Raw genomic sequence first — 20,996 nt, 5'->3', positions numbered from 1 at the left:
GGGGTCCGCTGGCCTCCGGAGGAGGGTCACCCGGCCACCCCCGCCTCCGACGTCTCCCCACAAGGATGAGGAGAGCCACGCCTTATCCGAAGAGATGGCCATCGCCCGCCCGCTTCAAGCCCCACGATTGCGCGACATCCTGGCCTTCCACGACGCAACCCTGGGCGGAAGGCGCCGTTACGCTTCGGCACGACGAAGACGCCGCAGGAGGGAACCCCGTGAACCTCGCCATCGCGCTCCTGGCCCTCGGGTTCCTGATGCTGGTGGCCTATCGCGGCTTTTCCGTCATCCTGTTCGCGCCGGTCGCGGCGTTGGCCGCGGTGCTCCTCACCGATCCGTCCGCGGTGCTGCCCGTGTTCAGCGGGCTGTTCATGGACAAGCTCGTCGGCTTCGTGAAACTCTACCTGCCGGTGTTCCTGCTCGGCGCGGTGTTCGGCAAGGTCATCGAGCTGTCGGGGTTTTCGCGCGCCATCGTCACCGCGGTGATCGACCTCGTCGGCCCGCGCCGGGCGGTGCTCTCGATCGTGCTGGTGTGCAACCTGCTCACCTACGGCGGCGTCTCGCTGTTCGTGGTGGTGTTCGCGGTCTATCCGTTCGCGGTCGAGGCGTTTCGGCTCAGCGACATCCCAAAACGCCTCATTCCCGGCACCATCGCCCTGGGCGCCTTTTCCTACACCATGGACGCGCTGCCGGGCACGCCGCAGATCCAGAACATCATCCCCACCACCTTCTTCAACACCACCACCTGGGCCGCGCCCTGGCTCGGGCTGATCGGCGCCGCCTTCATCCTGACGCTGGGCGTCCTCTATCTCGACCGACGCATCGCCTCCGCCCGGCGCTCGGGCGAAGGCTACGGCAGCGGCCACGCCAACGAGCCGGCCGCCCTCGCCGACGAGTCCCTGGCGCATCCGGCCGTCGCGCTCCTGCCGCTCGTCGTCGTGGGCCTGTCCAACCTCGCCTTCACCGCGCTGATCCCGCGCCTCTACGGCCCCACGGTCGAGACCACGCTGGCGGGCCTCGACAAGCCGATCGTGACGACCACCACCCAGGTCACCGCGATCTGGGCGGTGGAACTGGCGCTGCTCCTCGGGATCGCCACGGTGTTCGCCTTCGCCTGGAAGCCGGTGGCCTCAGGCTTCGCGCAGGGCAGCAAGGCGGCGGTGGCGGGCTCTCTGCTGGCCGCCCTCAACACCGCCTCCGAATACGGGTTCGGGGCCGTCATCGCGGCCCTGCCGGGCTTCCTCGCCATCCGCGAGGCGCTCTCCGCCATCCCCGACCCGCTGATCAACGAGGCGGTGACGGTGACCGCACTTGCCGGCATCACCGGCTCGGCCTCGGGGGGCCTGAGCATCGCGCTGGCCGCCATGTCCGCCACCTTCGTCACGGCGGCGCAGACCGCGCAGATCCCGATGGAGGTGCTCCATCGGGTAGCCGCCATGGCCAGCGGCGGCATGGACACCCTGCCCCACAACGGCGCCGTCATCACCCTGCTCGCGGTGACCGGCCTCACCCACCGCCAGGCCTATGCCGACATTTTCGCGATCACGATGCTGAAAACCGTAGCGGTGTTCGTGGTGATCGGAGTGTTTTATGCGACGGGGATCGTGTGAGGCGAGGGGAGCGTCGGTTGCGAACCCACGAACCACACCGCCCGCCTTGTCCCCGCGCCCACGCCCTATATGAGCGCTCACCAGCACCGAGGAGCAAGCGACCATGACCAAGGCGATCCGGGTTCACGAATACGGCGGCCCCGAGGTGATGCGGCTGGAGGAGGTGACGCTGCCCAAGCCGGGTCCCGGCCAGGTCCGGGTCCGGCAGACCGCCATCGGCGTCAACTTCATCGACATCTACTTCCGCTCGGGCGCCTACAAGGCCGCCGCCCTGCCCTTCACCCCCGGCAAGGAGGGCGCGGGCGTCATCGTCTCGCTCGGGGAGGGCGTCACCGGTTTCCGGGTCGGCGAGCGCGTCGCCTACGGCTCGGCCGCCAACACCTATGCCGAGGAGGTGGTGATCGAGGCGAGCGCGGCCGTGCATCTCTCCGAGCGGGTCGACGACGTCACCGCCGCCGCGATGATGCTGAAAGGCCTCACCGCCGAGTACCTGCTGCACCGGACCTACAAGGTGAAGGCCGGCGACACGATCCTGTTCCACGCCGCCGCCGGCGGCGTCGGTCTCATCGCCTGCCAATGGGCCAAGCACCTCGGCGCCACCGTCATCGGCACCGTCGGCTCGGCCGAGAAGGCGGAGCTCGCCCGCGCCAACGGCTGCGACCACGTCATCCTCTACCGGGACGAGGATTTCGCCGCCAAGGTGAAGGAGATCACCAAGGGCAAGGGCGTGCCGGTGGTCTACGACGGCGTCGGCAAGGACACCTTCCCGGCCTCGCTGGACTGCATCAGCCCGCTCGGCCTGTTCGCGAGCTTCGGCTCGGCCTCGGGGCCGATCCCGCCCTTCGACATCGCGCTGCTCAACACCAAGGGCTGCCTCTACGCCACCCGGCCCTCGCTGTTCGCCTATTCGAGCCACCGCGACGTGCTCGATTCCATGGCCGCCAACCTGTTCTCGGTGGTGGGCAACGGCGCCGTGAAGATTCCGGTCCATTCCCAGGCGCCGCTCGCCGAAGCCCAGCAGGTCCACCGGGATCTGGCCGGCCGCAAGACCACCGGGGCCACGGTGATGATCCCCTGACCGAAAGCCCGCACGCCGAGAACCCGCACGCCGAGAGTCCGCAAACCATGGCCTGGACCGGCACAGACCTCCTCCTCGTCATCGACGTGCAGGTGGATTTCCTGCCCGGCGGGGCTCTCGCCGTGCCGGACGGCGACGCGGTGATCGCCCCGATCAACTGGCTGATCGGGGCGGCCCCCCACGTGGTCCTGACACAGGACTGGCACCCGGCCGGCCACGTCTCCTTCGCCTCCAGCCATCCCGGCCGGGCAGCCTTCGAGGCGGTGGCGCTCCCCTACGGCACCCAGGTGCTGTGGCCGGACCATTGCGTGCGGGGATCGGCCGGGGCGGCGTTCCACCGGGATCTCAGGACCGACCGGGCCGAACTGGTGATCCGCAAGGGCCACCACCCCGATGTCGACAGTTACTCGGCCTTCCTCGAGGCCGACCGGCGCACCCCCACGGGGCTCGCCGGCGCCCTGCGCGAGCGCGGGTTTTCGCGATTGGTGCTGTGCGGGCTCGCCACCGACTACTGCGTCGCCTGGAGCGCGCTCGACGCGCGGGCGGCGGGGTTCGCGGTGGCGGTGGTGGAGGACGCCGTGCGCGGGATCGACCGCGACGGCTCGGTGGCGCGGGCGTGGGGTGAGATGACGGCGGCGGGGGTTGAGCGGATCGAGAGCGGGAAGATTGCAAGCGGATAAGGAAATTCCGCTCGATCCAGACGCCCTTGAAATACACCTCAGGTTTACGATATCACTAAAGTCAACTTGAGGTATGAAACATGGCTGATGATCTCGATCAGCGCGGCCCTCCCGACCGGCAGCGCATCAACGTCAACGAATCCTGGGAAGTAACCTGGTGGTGCAAGGAATTTGGCGTCACCGAAGCGCAACTACGGGCGGCCGTAAAGGCGGTCGGTCCTATGGTGAAGGACGTGGCTCGCCATCTGGGCAAACCGGTTCCGTAGCGGCCGCACGAGCGACCGACAGCCTTTCAAGTCCGGGGCCACGGCATGGCCGGTTCCGGACTTGAGGCGTCCAAACGCTACACCGCACTCCCATACAGATCGTAGGCATCCGCCCGCTCGATCTTCACGGTGACGATGTCGCCGACCCGTAGCGGTCGGCGGCTCGTGACGTGGACGGCGCCGTCGATCTCGGGGGCGTCGTATTTCGAGCGGCCCTTGGCGAGGCCGGGGCCGGCCTCGTCGATGATGACGGGCAGGCGCTTGCCGATGCGGGCCTTCTGCAGGCGCAGCGACACCACCTGCTGCGCCTCCATGAACCGGCGCTTGCGCTCGGCCTTCAGTTCCGGCGGGACCGGATCGCCGAGCCCGTTGGCCACCGCGCCGCCCACCGGCTCGAACTCGAAGCAGCCGACGCGCTCGAGCTTGGCTTCGCGGATCCAGGCCAGAAGCTCCTCGAACTCAGCGTCGGTCTCGCCGGGAAAGCCGACGATGAAGGTCGAGCGGATGGCGAGATCCGGGCAGACCTCGCGCCAGCGCCGGATGCGCTCCAACTGGCGCTCCTGGTTGCCGGGCCGGCGCATGCGCTTGAGCACGCTGGGAGACGCGTGCTGGAGCGGCATGTCGAGGTAGGGGAGCACACGCCCCTCGGCCATGAGCGGGATGACCTCGTCCACATGCGGGTAGGGGTAGACGTAGTGGAGCCGGACCCAGGCGCCGAGCTGCCCGAGTTCGCCGGCCAGGTCCGCGAATTTGGCCCGCACCTCGCGGTCCCGCCATGGGCTCGCGGCGTAGCGGATGTCGACGCCGTAGGCGGAGGTGTCCTGCGAGACCACCAGCAGTTCCTTGACGCCGGCCTTGACCAGCTTCTCTGCCTCGCGCAGCACGTCGCCGGCCGGACGGCTGACGAGGTCGCCGCGCAAGCTCGGGATGATGCAGAAGGTGCAGCGGTTGTTGCAGCCCTCGGAAATCTTCAGGTAGGCGTAGTGGCGCGGCGTCAGCTTCACCCCTTGCGGCGGCACCAGGTCGAAGAACGGGTCGTGGGCCGGGGGCACCGCCTCGTGGACGGCCGCCACCACCGATTCGTAGGCCTGCGGGCCGGTGACGGCGAGAAGGTTCGGATACTTCGCCCGGATCTCCTCGGGCTGCGCGCCCATGCAGCCGGTGACGATGACCCGGCCGTTTTCGGCCATGGCCTCGCCGATCGCGGCCAGCGACTCGGCCTTCGCCGAATCGAGGAAGCCGCAGGTGTTGACGATGACGACGTCGGCGCCGTCGTGGCGGCGGGAGAGCTCGTAGCCCTCGGCGCGCAGGTGCGTGAGGATACGCTCGGAATCCACCAGCGCCTTCGGGCAACCGAGGGAGACGAAGGAGATCTTCGGGGCCGCGCCTTTGAGCGTGGGCAGGACGGATGCGGTCATGATGGCTCGTCGGGCACGGCGCGATCGGCGCCAAGGGCTTGGCCGGGGCGATCGCACGGGTGCGGGATTTGGATGCAGGGTCTATAGCGCCATCCGTCCGATCTTGCGAGCCTGGCCCGCTTTGTCATGACCGGACAGGAGCTTGGCCGCGGCCGCGGCGGCGGGTGGGGGGCTCCCCCCGGTCGTCCGTCCGCGCCGGCCCGGACGATTTCGCAGCGGCGCCCCCAGCACAAAGGGTGCATAAGGGCTCCCACGGCCATCGGCCCGGCCTAAGGCCGCTCGTCAGACAGCAAGAGTCCAGCCCGACCCGCCCATGTGGACCCAAGACATCTGGATTCGAGACCTCCCGTCCCTCGATCCCGTCGCGGCGGCCCTGGCGCTGTCGCAGCTGCCGGGGCTCGCCTTCCTCGACAGCGCAATGACGCACGAGACCCTCGGGCGCCGCTCGATCGTTGCCGCCGATCCGTTCGGGCGGTTCCGCTGCAGCGGGGGCCGGGCGAGCCTCGACGGCCGGCCCCTCGACGGCCCGCCGCTCTCGGCCCTGCGCGCCTGCCTCGCCCCCTACCGCGTCGCGCCGGAGCCGGGGCTGCCCGCCTTCCCGGGGGGGGCCATCGGTTACATCGCCTACGACTTCGGGCGCACCCTCGAACCCGCCGCCGTTCCGGCCCGGCGGGCCGGCCTGTGCGACGACATCGCCCTCAATCTCTACGACACGCTGTTGTCGATCGACCACGAGACCGGGCGCTGCCGGCTCGTGGCCACGGGCTTTCCCGAGACGACGCCGGCCGGGCGGAAGGCGCGCGCCGCGGCGCGGCTCGACGCCTTCGCGGCCCTGCTGGAGAAGGCCGGCCCGCCGCCGGCCGCCGGCCCCGCCGTCCCGCTCGCCTGGACCTCGAATTTTTCGCGCTCCGCCTACGAGGCGGCGGTGGAACGGGTGCGCGACTACATCCGGGCCGGCGACATCTACCAGGCCAACCTCGCCCAGCGCTTCGAGGCGGCGCTGCCGCCGGGCTTCGACGGCTTCGCCCTGTACCGGCGCCTGCGCGCCACCAACCCGGCGACATTCGGCGCCTACCTGGCCTTCGACGGCCTGACGGTGGCCTCCAGCAGCCCCGAACGCTTCCTCAAGCTCGACGGCCGCAGCGTCGAGACCCGGCCGATCAAGGGCACGGTCCGGCGCGTCGCCGACCCGGACGAGGACCGCCGGCGCGGCGAGGCCCTGCAGGCCGACCCCAAGGAGCGGGCCGAGAACATCATGATCGTCGACCTCCTGCGCAACGACCTCTCGCGGATCTGCGAGCCGCACAGCGTGACGGTGCCGACCCTGTGCGGCCTCGAATCCTACGCCTCGGTGCATCACCTCGTCTCGGTGGTCACCGGCACCCTCAGGGCCGGCGCCGACGCCCTCGATCTCCTCGGCGCCACCTTCCCCGGCGGCTCGATCACCGGCGCGCCCAAGCTCAGGGCGATGGACATCATCACCGAGATCGAGGGCGATGCCCGCGAACTCTACTGCGGCGCCATCGGCGCCATCGGCTTCGACGGCTCGCTCGACACCGCCATCGCCATCCGCACCGTCTTCATGGACGGGGGAAGGGCGGTGCTGCAGTCGGGGGGCGGCGTCACCCTGCTCTCGGACCCGGCGGCCGAATACGAGGAGACCCTGACCAAGGCCGCCCGCGTGTTCGAGGCCTTCGACGACCCGGAGGCGGCATGATCCTCGTCGTCGACAACTACGATTCCTTCGTCTTCAACGTGGTGCGCTACCTCGAGGAACTCGGGGAGACGGTGCGCGTGGTGCGCAACGACGCCCTCGACGTGTCCGGCATCCGGGCGCTCGGCCCCGACGCCCTGGTGATCTCGCCGGGGCCGTGCACCCCGGCGCAGGCCGGCATCTCGGTGCCCGCGATCCGCGACCTCTCGGGGGAGATCCCGATCCTCGGCGTCTGCCTCGGCCACCAGGCGATCGGCGCCGTCTTCGGCGGCCGGGTGGAGCGGGCAGGGCGGCCGCTGCACGGGCAGGGCACGCCGATCCGCCACGACGGGCGGGGCCTGTTCGCCGGCCTGCCCGACCCGATGACGGTGGGGCGCTACCATTCGCTGATCGTGGCGCCCTCGGACGCCATGGCGCAGGTTCTCGCCGTCGACGCCGTCTCCACGGACGGGGAGGTGATGGCGCTCAGCCACCGCAGCCATCCGACCTGGGGGGTGCAGTTCCATCCGGAATCCGTGCTCACCGAGCACGGCCACGACCTGTTCTCCAACTTCCTCGGCCTCGCCCGCGACTGGCGCGAGGGCCACGCGAAAGGCTGAGCCGTGCTCTGGTTCGAGGGCCGCCTCGTCGAGGGCGCCACCGTCCCCTTCGACCTGTCCGACCGCGGCCTGACGCTGGGCGACGGGGTGTTCGACACCGCGCTCTGCCTCGGCGGCCGGATCGCCTTCGAGGCCGAGCACGTCACCCGCCTCGTGGCGGCGGCCGCACACCTCGGCTTTGCCGTCCCGCGCCCGACCGTCGAGACGGCGATGCGCGCGCTGGCGGCCGCCTGCCCGCAGGCGGCGATCCGCACCACGCTCACCCGCGGCACCGGCCCGCGCGGGCTCGCCCCCCCGCCGGACGCGCGCCCCGCGCTCTGGGCCAGCGCCGCCCCCTTGCGCCCGGGGATGGCCTTCGCGCCGTTGAGCCTGCTGCCGGTGGAGACCCGCCGCAACGAGACCTCGGTCTGTTCCCGCCTCAAGACCCTCGGCTACCTCGACGCGGTGCTCGCCGCCCGCGACGCCGCGCAGGCCGGGTTCGACGAGGCCCTGTTCCTCAACACCCGCGGCGCCGTCGCCTGCGCGGGCACCGGCAACCTCTTCGCCCTGAAGGGCGAGTGCCTCGTCACGCCGCCCCTGCGCGACGGCGCGCTCGACGGCATCATGCGCAGCCGCATCCTTCTCCACGCGGCGGAGTGCGGCCTGAGGGTAGAGGAGACCGCGCAGCCGCTGAGCGCCTATGCCGACGCCGATGCGGTCGTCCTCACCAATTCCCTGCGCCTGATCGCCCCCGTCTCCGCCATCGGAATTTGGAATATTCCGTCGGTCGATCACCCCGTCGTGGCGCGGTTGACGCAGGCGGTGCGCCGCGACGTCACGGGCGCCTGCGGTGTGTCGGGGATTCCGTGACCGGCATGGCCCCGATCATGGACCCGGTCATGACCCCAATCTCGGCCCCGCCCCCCTCCGGACCCGCCTGGATGCGGGCGGCGCTGATCATCGTCTTCGGCGGCATCGGCCTGGTCCACCTCACGGCCCCCGACGCCTTCCTGCCGATCATGCCGGAGTGGGTGCCGCGGCCCCGCCTCGTCGTCGTCCTGACCGGGTGGTACGAGCTCGCCGGCTGCATCGGCCTGCTGGTGCCGCGCCTGCGCCGGACCGCCGGCCTGATGCTGGCGCTCTATGCCGTCGCGGTGTTCCCGGCCAACATCAAGCACGCCCTGGAAGGCATCGCGGTGCCGGGCCTGCCGCAGAGCTGGTGGTACCACGGGCCGCGCCTGGCCATGCAGCCGGTCATCGTCTGGTGGGCCCTCTACGCCACCGGCTGGACGCGCTGGCCGTGGCGGGTGCGGACGAACGGGGAAAGGAAGAGGCAGGGGTGATCCGGTCGTGGGCGATCTTCGCCCGTGCCCGGTCCCCCTCATCCCGAAGCGCTCCTTGCGGCGGCAACGAGCCTCGAAGGAGGGTTCCGGACGGCTCCGAGATGCCTCCCTCGCCCCCTCCTTCGAGGCCGCCGTCGCGGCGCCTCAGAATGACGTCGACGTCGGAGGAATATGCTCGGCATTCTTGGAATAAAAAGGAATATTCCTATTCCTTCCGTTCGTCTCGCTTCACCGCCTGCCAGGCCGCCTCCATCGCGGCGAGATCGCTTTTCGCGAGGGGGGTTCCGTCCCGGTCGAGGCGGGTGGCCATCGCCGTGAAGCGGCGCTCGAACTTGGCGTTGCCGCGCCGCAGCGCTTCCTCCGGATCGATCGACAGGTGCCGGGCGAGGTTGGCGACGGAGAACAGGAGGTCGCCGATCTCCTCCGCGATCGCCCCGGGGGCACCCTCGGCCATGGCCTGCGAGACCTCGTCGATCTCCTCGCGGACCTTGGCGACGACCTCGGCCGGGTCGGGCCAGTCGAACCCGACGCTCGCCGCCCGTCGCGAGATCTTCTCCGCCCGCGACAAGGCGGGGAGGGCGCGGGCGATATCCGCGAACGGCCCCGGGTCGGGTCGAGGGTCATCCTCGAGTCCAGGGGTGTCCCGCCCGGCGGCGCGTTCGCGCGCCTTGACCGCGTTCCACAGCACCGCGACCGCATCCGGATCGGTCGGCCGGCCCCCATCCTCGAGCACGCGGCCGTCGGGCTCGAACACGTGCGGATGCCGGCGGATCAGCTTGGCAGTGATGGCAGCGACGACATCGCCGAAATCGAAGGCGCCGGTCTCCTCGGCCAGGCGCGCCTGGAACACGACCTGGAGCAGCAGGTCGCCGAGCTCGTCGCGCAGGTCTGACGGACGCCCCCGCTCCACCGCGTCGGCGACCTCGTAGGCCTCCTCGATGGTGAAGGGGACGATGCTGGCGGGGGTCTGGGCGAGGTCCCAGGCACAGCCGAAATCCGGATCGCGCAGGGTCGCCATCAACCCGATCAGGCGATCGATCGCCGCCTGTGTCGCCTGTGCGCTCATGAACGATCCCGGGATTGGAGAGAGACGATCCTGCCGGACTGGCGCCTGCGTCGGCCGTCGGAGCGACAGGTGACCATGGGGTTAAGAAATCCCGGTCGTTCTGTCACCGGTCTCGGCCTCTGGAGACGGACAGTGGACGGCGCTCTGACAACGTCCAAGACATCGTCTTTGGGAGGCTGTTCGTTTCGACGAACGATCCCGTCCGGTACTAGGAAAGTTATCAGGAAGGATTCTCAGAGAGTCTTTTCGGCAAGTTATAGGAGGCCGGAAAAAATCTCGTCACGACAGAGGGTTGAGCGATGTTTCGGTATCGAACTCTGCGCGACTCCGCATCCGACTCTGCGGTGGTCCGTATCCAGATCTGCGTGGCATCGTGGGGCTCGCGTATCGAGATCTGCGTAGCTGCGTATGGGATTCGGCGGGGATGGCGGGCTCGGCCGGTGAACTATGGGGACAGATCCCGCATCCGCCCCCGTATCGAACTCTGCGTCGGCCGATCGCGGCGCGGAGCGGCGTCCTGTCCGCCTCGGGACGCCGTCGCACGGATACCCCGGTGCGACCACTGATCGCCGGCCCGTGCGGCGCATGCCGTCAGGCCGTGCCAAGACGCCGGCCGAGCCGGCGTGCGTGCCGTGCCAAGACGCCGGCCGAGCCGGCGTGAATCCGTGGGTAACGGGGATTTCGCGAGGAAACCGCAGGCCGGTGCGACTCTCCTGCGCCCAATCGTGCCATGCACGACGATCGGCGCTGCGGCGGGACGAAGTCGGGGAGGGGGCGTGTCGGGGATCGAGGAGAAGCTGGCCCGGATCCGCGATCTCGATCTCCTGGCCGAGATCGAGGGCGCGCGCGGCGGCTTCCTGTTCGCCACCATCGTCGAGCACGTGCTGCACCGCCAGCTCGCCAGGGACGCCGAGGCCGCCTCGCGCCAGGCACTCACCGGACGGCGCCTCGACATGGCCCGCGACCAGCGCCGGCGCGACGCCGTGCGCGAGGTGATCGAGAACGAGCCGACGGCGCCCGAGAACCTGCAGCACATCCACAGTGTGCTCGCCCTGTGCGGCCTGCCCTACCGCGATCCGGGCTCGGCACGCGAGTTCTTCCGGGACTACGGCCGCAACTCCCTCAGCCTGCTCGCCGGGCGGCTCAAGAACCCGGCCAACGGCGAGATGGAGCCGCAGGGCCTGCCCTACGGCCCCAAGGCCCGCCTCGTCCTCCTGCATCTGTGCACCGAGGCGGTGCGCCAGCGCAGCCCCACCATCGCCGTGGCCGACAGCCTGTCGGGCTTCATGAAGGAGATGGGGTTCGCCGTCACCGGGGGCGAGCGCGGCACGATCCGCCAGTTCAAGGAACAGCTCAACCGGCTCGCCGCCTGCACCATGCAGATCGGCCTGTGGGACGGCGGCGACACCGCCCGCACTCTCAACGTGCCGCCGTTCCGGCAACTGGCCCTGTGGCTGCCCCAGGGCGGGGAGGGGCACGTCTGGTCCAAGACCGTGCAGTTCCACCAGGACTTCTACGACAACCTGATCCAGCACGCCCTGCCCGTCGACATCCGGGCGGCGCGGGCGTTCTCGGGCTCGGCGCGCAAGCTCGACCTGCTGTTCTGGGTCGGCTACCGCCTGCGGGCCCTGCAGCGCCCCTTGCGCCTCACCTGGACGAACCTGCACGGGCAGTTCGGGGCCGACAACGCCAGCATCCGCAGCTTCCGCCAGGCCTTCAAGGCCGATTTCGCGCACCTGTGCGAGGTGTTCCCCAAGCTCCCCATCACCCTCGACGACACCGGCATGTTGCTCAAGCCCGCGGACGCCTCCACCCTCCTGATCCCACCGCGCAGCGGCCGGCCGGCCAGGGCCAGCCGCGCGACCGCCGCCTGATACGGCGGCCGCTCGATGAAAGCGGGAACCCCATCGGCAAGCCCGCGCGGTGCCCGTGCGAAGCCCAGGCCCGCATCGCGTCGTGATCGACCGGAGACGGTACGAGACCGGCGAGACCCGATATTCCAATCTGAGGTGTTGGAATAATCCGTTGCTTGCGCTAGGAACGGCGGGCAGATCCGGATCTCGCCCATGGAATTTCCGACCCAGGCGCAAGCGCAGGCCCACCTCGAGGCGCTGCGACGCCGCCGCGACGCCCTCGACCGGGAGATCGCCGACTGCTTGGCGTTCCTCGACCTCGGCCACCGCCTCCGGCCGGCCGCGTCACTCCCCGAACCGGCGTCGGATCGGGCCATGGCGCCGGACGGGTTCGATGCCGGCGACGACGCGTCCCGTTCCGAGGCCCGGCGCCGGGGCCGGGCGATCGTCGCTGCCTGCGTCGCGCTCCTACGCGAGGCGGGCCGGCCGCTGCATGCGGGGGAACTCGTCGCCGGCCTCGCTGCCGCCGGCGTCACGGTGCCGGGCCCCGATCCGGTGGCCGCCCTCAACACCCGCCTGTGGAAGCGCTCGAATCCCGGCGGCCCGTTCCGGCGCCTCGGCGACGCCGTCTATGACTTGGCCTGAAAGCTTGGCCAAAGACTTGGCCGAAGGGGCGAGGGCACGACGAACTGCGGTTCGCCGGGGGGCCCGCCGTCACGGTGATGCACCGATCCGGCCCACCGCACCGGCCCTTGCCGCCCGCCCGGAACCCCTGCCGAGGGGGGATCCGGCCGAGGGCCAGAGCGATGAAGCGACCCGAAACCATCGGTGGGGCGAGCGTTCGCTGAGTCCTTCAGCCTCACGAGTCCTTCAGCCTCAAAAGTCCTTCAGCCTCAAAAGTCCTTCAGCCTCTCATGGCCCTCACCGGCCCGGCGTGAAGCTGATGGTGGCCACCGCCCGCTTGGTGCGGTCCTCCGGCCAGGGGGCGGCCTTCTGGGGGGCGCGGCCGGAATAGACCATCGTGCCCTCGCCCTTGCGCAGGGTGACGCGGCCGCGCGGGGTGTTCACGGTCACGAGGCCGTCGAGGACGAGGACGCCGAAGCCGCCGTCGATCGGGCCGCCCCAGACCGTGGTGCCGCGCACCCCCAGCGTCCCCACCGCGGTGCGGATCGCGACGTTGCCCCCGGTCGGGCCCTCGATCTTGCCGCCCACGAACAGGAAGGCACCGCGCGCCACCGTGATCCCGAGCTTTCCGCCCTGGCGCTCGGGTTTGTAGACGAACTCGTCCACCGTGAGCTTGGCGTGTTCGCCGAGCGTCAGGACGGTGCCGTCGCTGAGCTTGGCCTCCAGGCGCGAGGAGCCCCCGGTGCGGATCATGTCGCTGAAATAGACCGGGCCCGTCGCCGTCATGTCGCGGGGCTGGCCCTCGACCACGGCCACGGCCTGGCGTTCGACCTTGTCGACCCGGCCGACCACGGTGGCGGCCCCGGCCGCGGACGGGCCGAACAGGGTCGATGCGACCGCGAGAAGGGCAGGAAGGAGGGCGGGCGGCAGGGTGGCGCGGGAGGGCATCATCGGGGTGGCTATCCGGTCCGGGCGAGCGAAGGGGGGGCGAGGAACGAAGGGGCAGGCCCGTCGGGGGCCGTCGGGGGGCCGGCGAGGGCGCGGGTTCCGGCGGTGCGGACGAGCGCAAGGGTCTCGGCCAGGGGCACCGGCCGGCCGAACAGGTAGCCCTGGCCGAAGGCGCAGCCCATGGCGGTCAGGGCCTCGGCCTCGGCCGGGATCTCGATGCCCTCGGCCACCACCGGGATGGCGAGTTCGTCGGCGAGCCGCAGGATGGTCTGGACGATCTTGCGGCTGCGCGGGTCGCCGAGCATCGCCTGCACGAAGGCGCGGTCGACCTTGAGGGTCGTGATCGGCAGGGTGCTCAGGTAGCTCAGGCTCGAATAGCCGGTGCCGAAATCGTCGATGGCGATGCCCATGCCGCTGTCGCGGCAGCGGGTGAGGGCGTCCGCGGCGGCGCGCGGGTCCTGCATCAGGATGCTCTCGGTGATCTCGAGCTTCAGGCTCTCGGGCGCCATGCCGCTGGTGGCGAGCATCTCGGCGACCATGGCGGGAAAGCTGATCAGCGCCAGGTCGTGGCCCGAGACGTTGACGCTGACGAAGGGCACGCCCTCCATGGCCTGCGGGTTCTGCAGGGCCGCCAGCATGATCTCCGGCATCACCCGGCCGACCTCGGCGAGCGCCCAGCGGGTGATCTCGACGATGAGGCCGCTCGCCTCGGCCACGGGGATGAAGGCGAGGGGCGGGATCAGGCCGCGTTCGGGGTGGCGCCATCGCATCAGCGCCTCGAAGCCCGCGAACCGGCCCGAATCCAACCGCACGATCGGCTGGAAGAACAGCACCAGTTCGCCCTCGTCGAGGGCGCGGCGCAGCTCGCGTTCCATGACGAGCTGGCCGATGGCGGCCTGCATCTGCGTCGAATGGACCGGCTGGTCGGCGGCGGCGGCGGCCCGGCTCGGCTCGGGATGCGGCAGGGTCGTGCGGTTCACCATCGCGAGCATGTCGCGGTAGCGGGCCATGACGACGCCCAGGCACATCCGCAGGATCGGGTCGAGCTGCGCGATGCGGTGCTGGATCTGGTCGTCGGTCACCGGGATCAGGCTGCAGTCGCGGGCGACCCTGGCGGAGGCCGAACGCGGGCCGGCGTCGAGGAGCGCCATCTCGCCGACGATCTCGCCGGCCCCCCGGGTCGCCAGCCTGACCTCGCCGCCCTCGCGGCGCAGGAAGATCTCGATCTCGCCGTCCATCACGAGATAGGCGGCCCGGCCGACCTCGCCCTCCTCGAACAGCACCGATCCCGTCGGCAGGGTGAGGCGGGCATAGGTATCCGGCATGGGCGTAAGGTGCGCCTCGCAGCCCGCGACAGGGCGACGGGGAAACCTTTGTCAGAAGAAGTTTAAGCGAACCTCTCCGCCCTCCTCGTGCCACCTGCTCGGATACGCCTCGCGGCGGCTCGCGGCATTGGCCGATTCGTTCATCCGGCCTTGCCAGAGTGCCGGGCGAGGCGCGGGTCGCCCGCGTTCCGTTCCATGAGGATCCCGTTGGCGATGCGACGCGGACTGAGACGCCTCTCTCCGGTGATGGCCGGCCTTGCCGCGCTCCTGGCCGTGCTCGCCCTGCGCGCGACCCTGGCCGATCCGTTCGAGCGGCTGCGCCTGGCCGGCTTCGACCTCCTGCAGCGGGCCGCGCCCCGCACCCTCGCGACGCCGGCCCCGGTGCGGGTCGTCGACATCGACGACGCCACCCTGGCGCGACACGGGCAATGGCCGTGGTCCCGCGACACCGTGGCCGGGCTCGTCGACACCCTGCGCGACCTCGGTGCGGCGGCCATCGCCCTCGACGTGGTCTTCGCCGAGCCCGACCGGACCTCGCCGCGCACCCTCGCCGAGACCTGGCGCACCCGCTACGGCTGGCAGGGCGATGCCGCGGGCGACCGCCTGCCGGACCACGACGAGACCCTCGCGGCGTCCTTCGCCAAGGGCCGGGTGGTCTCGGGCTACGGCCTCCTGCCGGCCGACAACGGCGCGGCCGCCCCGGCCCGGCCCGGATTCGCGGTGCTAGGCCCCGATCCGGCCGCGCATCTGCCGGGCTTCTCCGGGGTCATCGCCAACATCCCGCTCCTCGAGCGGGCGGCGGCCGGACACGGCAGCTTCACCATCGCGGCGGGGCGCGACGAGATCGTGCGGCGCCTGCCGATCCTCGGGTCCCTGCGCGGCGGCCTCGTGCCCTCCCTCGCCCTCGAGGCGCTGCGGGTGGCGCAGGGCGAGGACACCGTCCGGGTCCGCACCGAGCAGAACGGCGGCCCGGACGGCGCCGTCACCGGATTCACCGTCCGGGTCGGGTCGCTGGAGATCCCCCTCGACGCCGAGGGCGCGCTGCTGCTCCACCACAGCGGCAGCGTGCGCGAGCGTTCCGTTCCGGCCTGGCGGCTGATGCAGCCTCAGCCCGATGCCGCCGCCCGCGAGGCGGTGGCCGGCCACATCGTGCTCCTGGGCACCAGCGCCGTCGGGCTGGGCGACCTGCGGCCCACGCCCCTCAACGCCTACGAGCCGGGCATCAACGTCCATGCCGAGGCCCTCGAGCAGATCCTCACCGGGGCGACCCTCGACCGTCCGGCCTGGGCGGGGGGCGTCGAGATCGTCGCGGCCGCCGGTCTCGCCCTCGCGGCGGCGCTGGCCGCCGCGGCCCTGGGCCTGCGCTTGGCCACCGGCCTCACGGGACTGGCGATCGCCGCCCTGGGCCTCGGCGCCTGGCTCGCCTACGTCCGGGCCGGCCTCCTCGTCGATGCCACCCTGCCGGGCCTCGTGGTCGGGCTGAGCTTTTCCGCGGCGATCCTGACGCGCCACCTCCTGGCGGAGGGGGATGCCCTGCACCTGCGCCAGGCCTTCACCCACTACCTCTCGCCCGACCTCGTCCAGGCCCTGGTGGCCGATCCCGGCGCGCTCAAGCTCGGCGGCGAGACCCGGACCATGACGTTCCTGTTCACCGACCTCGAAGGCTTCACGAGCCTCACCGAGACCCGGGGGGCGGAATCCCTCGTCGCCCTGCTCAACGGCTATCTCGACGGGTTGTGCGGCGTCGCCATGGCGCATGGCGGCACCGTGGACAAGATCGTGGGCGATGCCGTCCACGTCATGTTCAACGCGCCCCTCGACCAGCCCGACCATGCCGAGCGGGCGGTGGCCTGCGCGCTGGCCATGGATGCCTTCGCCACCGGGTTCTCGGCGGCTCAGCGCGAGGCCGGGGTGCCCTTCGGCAAGACCCGGATCGGCGTGAACACCGGGCCGGCGGTGGTCGGCAACTTCGGCGGCGCGCGCCGGTTCGACTACACGGCGCACGGCGACGCCATCAACACGGCGGCCCGGCTCGAGGCGGCCAACAAGGCGCTGGGTACCCGCATCTGCATCGCCGGCAGCACCGTGGCCGGCTGCCCCGGCCGCGCCTTCCGGCCGATCGGCACCCTGATGCTGCGCGGCAAGGCCCAGGGCGTGCCGGTGTTCGAGCCGGCGCCCGCGGTGTGCGAGGCCGCCTTCGAGATCCGCTACCGCGATGCCTTCGACCGCCTCGCGGCTGGCGAGGAGGCGGGCGCGCAGGCGATGCTGGCGCTCCACGCCGAGCGCCCGCAGGACGCGGTGGTGGCCCTGCACGCCCGCCGGATCGGGGCCGGCGACCGCTCCCTGCGCATCGCCGCGTGAGCCCGGATCAGGCGGACGCGCGTGCGCCCACCAGACCCGTTGTGGCGCGGTAGCGCAGGCCGAAGGCGGAGAGCGCGATGAGGAAGGACAGGCCGTTGGTGGGCACGTAGAGGGCCGTCTCGAACACCGTGATCGTCAGGACGAACAGCCACAGCCGCAGGAACAGCATCCCGAGGGGATCGATGCCGCGCCCGCGCGCCTGCAGGTCGCGCAGCGGCGCCAGCACCAGCCACCACAGGGTCAGGGCGAGGCCGGGCAGGCCGATGTCGAGGGCGACGCTGAGGTAGCCGTTGTGCGCGCTCTTGATGGCGTTGACCCAGCTCGCGCCCTCGCCGCCGCCGCCGTAGAACACGCTCTCCCAGAAGGCGCCGTAGCCGTAGCCGGTGATCGGCCGCCTGGCGATGTTGTCGAGGGCGAACCCCCAGATCTCGGTCCGCCCGGTGAAGCTGGCGCTGCCCAGCACCGAGGCCACCACGGCCTCGATGGAGGGGACGAGCACGGTCCCCACGGTGCCGGCCAGCAGCAGCGCGACCGGTCCGACGATCACGGCCGCCCGCCACCAGCCCGCCCCCGACAGGGTGCAGAGCCAGGACAGGACGAGCACCGTCGGCATCAGAGCCGAGGACGACTTGGCGGCGGTGAAGGCCAGGAACACCGCCGCGGCCACGGCCAGGGCGGTGCCGAGGATCCGGTATCCGACGCTCCGGCAGAACAGGCCCACGAACACGAAGATCGCCATGGTCGCGCCCGCGCCGTTCTTGTGGTCGAACAGCCCGCGCCAGCTGCCGGCGTGCTCCGGCTCGGTGAGGTCGCCGGCGGTGTGCATCGACAGGTTCGGCGCCAGCACCAGCCCGAGGTAGCAGACCGCCGTGATCGCGGCGGCCGTGGCGCCCAGGGTCAGGGCGAACTGGCGCAGGTTGCGGGCCAGCAGCAGCATCGCGGCCGCCGCCATCAGCATGATCAGGAGCGAGACCAGCCTGCGCCCGGAGGTGGCCGGGTCCACCGAGGTCACGGTGGTCAGGCAGAACCAGGCCAGCGTCGCCACGGCCGGGGCGGTCGTCAAAGGCCGCAGGACGCCGAGCCCGCGGTGGAGGATCACGAGGCCGGCCGCGCCGCCGATGGTGAGGAAGAGGACCTGCGTCAGGAGGTTGCCGCCCGCCCCCGATTCGATGAGGTAGGTGCCGGTCCGGTCCTGGAACGGGCTCGGCCCGACGAGGATCACCAGCAGGATCAGCACCATCGTCCCGATGCGCACCGCGTCCGGGATGTCGGCCGCTGCCGTGCGCGGTGCGCCGCGCGCGATCCCCGTGCTCATGTCCGCACTCCTTCCCGGTCCGGGACGTCGGTCGCGAGGCCCGTCCCGGTCCGGCACGCGGGCGTGCCGGGGTCGGGCCCCGTTCCGCCGTACCGGCGGTGTCCAGCGGAATTCGTACCACGTGCCGGGATATGGGCGGCCCGACGGATCACAGGCTCAGGAAGGCGGTGACGAGGCCCAGATCGGTGAGGCCGTGGAGGAGCTGGTCGAAGCCCATCAGCCACCAGAACGGCGCCTGCGACGGCACCAGGGCGGTGCGCCGGCCGACGATCGCCTTCACCCGGTCGACCGCGAAATGGATCGTGAAGTCCACGAGAGCAAGCCACCACAGGTGCGGCGCCACCGCGAGGGCGACGGCCAGCGTCAGGCCCGCGTGGCAGCCGGCATGGGCCGCGAGCGGCAGCAGCCAGCCCCGCGCCCCCTCCTTGCCGCGGGCCATCCATGTGGTCTGGAGGAGGAAGTCGGCGAGGTAGTGCTTGACCGCCATGACGGCGGCGAGCGCCGTCACGGTCCAGACGGGGACCAGGATCATGGACGCATGTTTCCCCGCCGACCTCGTTCGGGACGGCTCTAGAGCATGATGGGGGCAAGGGAAATCGGGTTCTTCGGCCCCGCGCCAGGCTCTCGCGGGCAGAGCGTCGATCGCTCCGGTTCGGCGATCATGCGGTGCGGGCGTGCCGGGTTCGCCTCGGGGCGCTGCGAAACCTATCGGCGCGGCGCGATCGTCCTGGGCAGGGCGCGGGCAGGGCGCGCGAGGCCATCCGGGTGAGGGCTCGCCCCCCGGCCGCAGCGACACCCTCAAAACCGCCCCCTCCGTCATCGCCCGCAGCATCCGTCCCCATCATTTCACCCCCGCCGCGTTATCGCACGTCGCCGATGGTGCTCTACCATCGACCCGGTGCGGGGAGGGGCGGCGATGGGTGTGCTCAGGTCGAGCCTGAAGGCGGTGACGGCGGTGGTCTCGCGCAACCGCCTCACCGCGCGGCTGTTCGAGGCGGTCTCGACCTCGCTGTTCTACAACCACGTCGCCCTGGTGAAGGGCCGACACCTGGCGGCGATCCACGCGGCCACGGGCGGGGTCGTCGAGGACGGGCCGTTCCGCGGGTTGCGGCTCGGCCGGGCGGCGCATTGGGGCCACGACGGCATCGCGATGCTGCTCGGGGACTACGAGCGCGAGGTCGCCGCCGCCCTGTTCGCGCGGGATCTCTCGGCCTACGGGGTGTTCGTGGATGTGGGCGCCGCCAACGGCTATTTCGCGGTGGGCATGGCGCTCGCCTCGCCGCTGCCGGTGGTGGCCTTCGAGCGCGATCCGGCCTCGCGCGCGGTCATCCGCGCGAATGCGGCGCTCAACCACGTGAGCCTCGACCTCAGGGAGGAGGCCACGGCGGCCGCCCTCCAGGCGGTCATCGCGAAAAAGCCGGGGCGGGCCCTCGTCCTCGTCGACATCGAGGGGGCCGAACTCGCGGTGCTCGACCCCGCCGAAACGCCCGCGCTGGCGCGCGCCGACATCGTCGTCGAGAACCACGTCGTCGGCGGGACCCGCAGCCTCGACGTCCTGGCCGGGCGCCTGGCGGCGACCCACGCGGCCGTTCCGATCCCGCGCGAGGGGCGCAATCCGTTCCGGTCGGCCCACCTGCGGGCGCTACCCGACAACGAGGCCTGGGCCTGCCTCACCGAGCAGCGCGCGGCCGATTCGGGCTGGGTGCTGTTCAGGGCGCTGGCGTATCCGTGACCGTGCCGATGACTTGGCCTGTGACTTGGCCTGTGACTTGGCCTGTGACTTGGCCTGTGACTTGGCCTGTGACTTGGCCTGTGACTTGGCCTGTGACTTGGCCCGTGATGGCGGCCACGATCCGCTCGCGCTCGGCTCGGCTCGCGGCCAGGCCCCCCCTAGCCGCGGCCAGGACGTCGGCGCCCGCCGTCCGCGGCGTACCGGCGTCGAAGGGCGGGGCGGGGGCGTATTCGAGGGCGAGCTGGACCCGCTCGGCCTCCGCCCGGCCCATCAGCTCGGCCACAAGCGTGAGGGCGAAGTCGATCCCGGCCGTGACGCCGCCGCCGGTGACGAGGTTGCCGTCGCGCACCACCCGCTCGGCCACGGGCACCGCCCCGAACGCCGCCAGCAGGTCGAGGGCGGCCCAATGGGTGGTCGCCCGCCGCCCCTCCAGAAGCCCGGCCGCCCCGAGCACCAGCGCCCCCGTGCAGACGGAGGTGACGTAGCGCGCAAGGGCCCCCTGCCGGCGCACGAAGGCCAGGGTCGCCTCGTCCTGCATCAGCGCGTTCACCCCGACCCCGCCGGGCACGCACAGCACGTCGAGGTCCGGGCAGGCCGAAAAGGTCGTCGTCGGCATCAGCACGAGGCCGGTGGCGCTGGCGACCGGATCGAGGCTGGCGGCCACCACATGCACCTGCATGCCGTCGGCCGAGGCGAAGACCTCGTAGGGCGCGGTGAGGTCGAGCTGCTGCACGCGCGGGAAGGCGAGGAGGCCGACCTGCAGGGTGTCGATCTGTCGGCTCATGGCGGGTTCCGTGATGGCGCGGCGCTCGCCCCTCCTTACCCCGGCCGGGGCGTGGCGGGGAGAGGCAGGACGATCGGGTGAAACCCGATCGTCGACCATCGGCGCGCGAAGAGCGCCCCGCGGAGCAGGCTTTGTAGGACATCCGTCCTGCAAAGCATCGAGCGCAGCGATAGCCAAGGCCGCGGAGGTGGCCGCCGGCGCTCGAGGCCCGGCAAAAACACAGGGCGATCGGGTTCACCCGATCGCCCTGAGGGGAGAGGCGCCGAATTTGACTTTCCCCCGGCCATCCCCGACACGGACG

General features: G+C 71.4%; 18 protein-coding genes and 1 pseudogene. 12 read left to right on the top strand and 7 right to left on the bottom strand.

The window, feature by feature from the left end; all coding sequences use genetic code 11:
* Nucleotides 1-218 precede the first annotated feature (218 nt).
* From ASF39_RS20015 to ASF39_RS20885, 4 genes are all read left to right on the top strand, one after another.
* The gene (locus ASF39_RS20015) at nt 219-1,610 is read left to right on the top strand and encodes a GntP family permease (RefSeq protein WP_056287137.1); all 1,392 of its coding nucleotides are present in this window, start codon (nt 219-221) and stop codon (nt 1,608-1,610) included.
* A 103-nt stretch (nt 1,611-1,713) separates the two neighbouring features.
* Nucleotides 1,714-2,688, top strand: coding sequence for a quinone oxidoreductase (locus tag ASF39_RS20010; RefSeq protein WP_056287133.1), 975 nt, complete (start codon nt 1,714-1,716; stop codon nt 2,686-2,688).
* Nucleotides 2,689-2,735: 47 nt separating this feature from the next.
* Nucleotides 2,736-3,368, top strand: a complete 633-nt coding sequence (gene pncA, locus ASF39_RS20005) for a bifunctional nicotinamidase/pyrazinamidase (RefSeq protein ID WP_056287130.1) — start codon at nt 2,736-2,738, stop codon at nt 3,366-3,368.
* A gap of 80 nt (nt 3,369-3,448) precedes the next feature.
* Nucleotides 3,449-3,634 (top strand): DUF3606 domain-containing protein, encoded by a 186-nt coding sequence (locus ASF39_RS20885; protein WP_082494710.1) that lies wholly within the window; start codon nt 3,449-3,451, stop codon nt 3,632-3,634.
* Nucleotides 3,635-3,711: 77 nt separating this feature from the next.
* On the opposite strand, the gene rimO is transcribed toward ASF39_RS20885, so the two are convergent.
* The gene (gene rimO, locus ASF39_RS20000) at nt 3,712-5,052 is read right to left on the bottom strand and encodes a 30S ribosomal protein S12 methylthiotransferase RimO (RefSeq protein WP_055882009.1); all 1,341 of its coding nucleotides are present in this window, start codon (nt 5,050-5,052) and stop codon (nt 3,712-3,714) included.
* A gap of 313 nt (nt 5,053-5,365) precedes the next feature.
* Between rimO and pabB the strand changes: the two genes are divergently transcribed.
* From pabB to ASF39_RS19980, 4 genes are read left to right on the top strand one after another with little or no spacing between them, the layout of a single operon-like run.
* A complete protein-coding gene (gene pabB, locus ASF39_RS19995; RefSeq protein WP_200938255.1) occupies nt 5,366-6,769 on the top strand; it encodes an aminodeoxychorismate synthase component I in 1,404 nt (467 codons plus the stop codon).
* A complete protein-coding gene (locus ASF39_RS19990; RefSeq protein WP_056287128.1) occupies nt 6,766-7,365 on the top strand; it encodes an aminodeoxychorismate/anthranilate synthase component II in 600 nt (199 codons plus the stop codon). Before pabB ends, ASF39_RS19990 begins: the two co-directional genes overlap by 4 nt.
* Before the next feature lie 3 nt (nt 7,366-7,368).
* Complete coding sequence (locus ASF39_RS19985; protein WP_056287125.1) at nt 7,369-8,214, top strand: aminotransferase class IV; 846 nt, start codon at nt 7,369-7,371, stop codon at nt 8,212-8,214.
* A 29-nt stretch (nt 8,215-8,243) separates the two neighbouring features.
* Nucleotides 8,244-8,687 carry a DoxX family protein gene (locus tag ASF39_RS19980; RefSeq protein WP_244472487.1) on the top strand — a complete coding sequence of 148 codons (444 nt, stop codon included), beginning with the start codon at nt 8,244-8,246 and terminating at the stop codon, nt 8,685-8,687.
* A gap of 205 nt (nt 8,688-8,892) precedes the next feature.
* Here the strand turns inward: ASF39_RS19980 and mazG are convergent, their stop codons facing one another.
* A complete protein-coding gene (gene mazG, locus ASF39_RS19975) occupies nt 8,893-9,753 on the bottom strand; it encodes a nucleoside triphosphate pyrophosphohydrolase (protein WP_056287123.1) in 861 nt (286 codons plus the stop codon).
* 776 nt (nt 9,754-10,529) lie between these two features.
* Here mazG and ASF39_RS19970 point away from each other — a divergent pair.
* Together ASF39_RS19970 and ASF39_RS19965 are read left to right on the top strand one after the other, a co-directional pair.
* Nucleotides 10,530-11,627, top strand: a complete 1,098-nt coding sequence (locus ASF39_RS19970) for a replication protein RepA (protein ID WP_056287120.1) — start codon at nt 10,530-10,532, stop codon at nt 11,625-11,627.
* A 192-nt stretch (nt 11,628-11,819) separates the two neighbouring features.
* Nucleotides 11,820-12,251, top strand: coding sequence for a hypothetical protein (locus ASF39_RS19965; protein ID WP_055881991.1), 432 nt, complete (start codon nt 11,820-11,822; stop codon nt 12,249-12,251).
* Between the two features lie 276 nt (nt 12,252-12,527).
* Here ASF39_RS19965 and ASF39_RS19960 read toward each other — a convergent pair whose 3' ends face one another.
* Nucleotides 12,528-13,181, bottom strand: a complete 654-nt coding sequence (locus tag ASF39_RS19960) for a FecR family protein (RefSeq protein WP_056287116.1) — start codon at nt 13,179-13,181, stop codon at nt 12,528-12,530.
* Nucleotides 13,182-13,189: 8 nt separating this feature from the next.
* Nucleotides 13,190-14,503 carry an EAL domain-containing protein gene (locus ASF39_RS19955; RefSeq protein ID WP_056287113.1) on the bottom strand — a complete coding sequence of 438 codons (1,314 nt, stop codon included), beginning with the start codon at nt 14,501-14,503 and terminating at the stop codon, nt 13,190-13,192.
* A gap of 213 nt (nt 14,504-14,716) precedes the next feature.
* On the opposite strand from ASF39_RS19955, the gene ASF39_RS19950 reads away from it, so the two are divergent.
* The gene (locus ASF39_RS19950) at nt 14,717-16,864 is read left to right on the top strand and encodes an adenylate/guanylate cyclase domain-containing protein (protein ID WP_162240612.1); all 2,148 of its coding nucleotides are present in this window, start codon (nt 14,717-14,719) and stop codon (nt 16,862-16,864) included.
* Between the two features lie 7 nt (nt 16,865-16,871).
* Here ASF39_RS19950 and ASF39_RS19945 read toward each other — a convergent pair whose 3' ends face one another.
* Nucleotides 16,872-18,179, bottom strand: a complete 1,308-nt coding sequence (locus tag ASF39_RS19945; protein WP_056287104.1) for an O-antigen ligase — start codon at nt 18,177-18,179, stop codon at nt 16,872-16,874.
* 148 nt (nt 18,180-18,327) lie between these two features.
* Nucleotides 18,328-18,711, bottom strand: a complete 384-nt coding sequence (locus tag ASF39_RS19940; protein WP_055881969.1) for a DUF3307 domain-containing protein — start codon at nt 18,709-18,711, stop codon at nt 18,328-18,330.
* 384 nt (nt 18,712-19,095) lie between these two features.
* On the opposite strand from ASF39_RS19940, the gene ASF39_RS19935 reads away from it, so the two are divergent.
* Nucleotides 19,096-19,911 carry a hypothetical protein gene (locus ASF39_RS19935; protein WP_056287103.1) on the top strand — a complete coding sequence of 272 codons (816 nt, stop codon included), beginning with the start codon at nt 19,096-19,098 and terminating at the stop codon, nt 19,909-19,911.
* A 103-nt stretch (nt 19,912-20,014) separates the two neighbouring features.
* Here the strand turns inward: ASF39_RS19935 and ASF39_RS19930 are convergent.
* Nucleotides 20,015-20,695, bottom strand: a pseudogene (locus tag ASF39_RS19930) (DJ-1/PfpI family protein); the annotation flags it as partial.
* Nucleotides 20,696-20,996: the final 301 nt, after the last annotated feature.

This window comes from Methylobacterium sp. Leaf108 (assembly GCF_001423265.1).
In the GTDB taxonomy this organism is placed as follows: domain Bacteria; phylum Pseudomonadota; class Alphaproteobacteria; order Rhizobiales; family Beijerinckiaceae; genus Methylobacterium.
This window is presented reverse-complemented; position numbering and strand designations above follow the sequence as displayed.

Coding starts and splice junctions, on each gene's coding strand:
- ASF39_RS20010 (WP_056287133.1), top strand. CDS start 1,714: ATGACCAAGGCGATCCGGGTTCACGAATACGGCGGCCCCGAGGTGATG.
- pncA (WP_056287130.1), top strand. CDS start 2,736: ATGGCCTGGACCGGCACAGACCTCCTCCTCGTCATCGACGTGCAGGTG.
- ASF39_RS20885 (WP_082494710.1), top strand. CDS start 3,449: ATGGCTGATGATCTCGATCAGCGCGGCCCTCCCGACCGGCAGCGCATC.
- rimO (WP_055882009.1), bottom strand. CDS start 5,052: ATGACCGCATCCGTCCTGCCCACGCTCAAAGGCGCGGCCCCGAAGATC.
- pabB (WP_200938255.1), top strand. CDS start 5,366: ATGTGGACCCAAGACATCTGGATTCGAGACCTCCCGTCCCTCGATCCC.
- ASF39_RS19990 (WP_056287128.1), top strand. CDS start 6,766: ATGATCCTCGTCGTCGACAACTACGATTCCTTCGTCTTCAACGTGGTG.
- ASF39_RS19980 (WP_244472487.1), top strand. CDS start 8,244: ATGACCCCAATCTCGGCCCCGCCCCCCTCCGGACCCGCCTGGATGCGG.
- mazG (WP_056287123.1), bottom strand. CDS start 9,753: ATGAGCGCACAGGCGACACAGGCGGCGATCGATCGCCTGATCGGGTTG.
- ASF39_RS19965 (WP_055881991.1), top strand. CDS start 11,820: ATGGAATTTCCGACCCAGGCGCAAGCGCAGGCCCACCTCGAGGCGCTG.
- ASF39_RS19960 (WP_056287116.1), bottom strand. CDS start 13,181: ATGATGCCCTCCCGCGCCACCCTGCCGCCCGCCCTCCTTCCTGCCCTT.
- ASF39_RS19955 (WP_056287113.1), bottom strand. CDS start 14,503: ATGCCGGATACCTATGCCCGCCTCACCCTGCCGACGGGATCGGTGCTG.
- ASF39_RS19950 (WP_162240612.1), top strand. CDS start 14,717: ATGCGACGCGGACTGAGACGCCTCTCTCCGGTGATGGCCGGCCTTGCC.
- ASF39_RS19945 (WP_056287104.1), bottom strand. CDS start 18,179: ATGAGCACGGGGATCGCGCGCGGCGCACCGCGCACGGCAGCGGCCGAC.
- ASF39_RS19940 (WP_055881969.1), bottom strand. CDS start 18,711: ATGATCCTGGTCCCCGTCTGGACCGTGACGGCGCTCGCCGCCGTCATG.
- ASF39_RS19935 (WP_056287103.1), top strand. CDS start 19,096: ATGGGTGTGCTCAGGTCGAGCCTGAAGGCGGTGACGGCGGTGGTCTCG.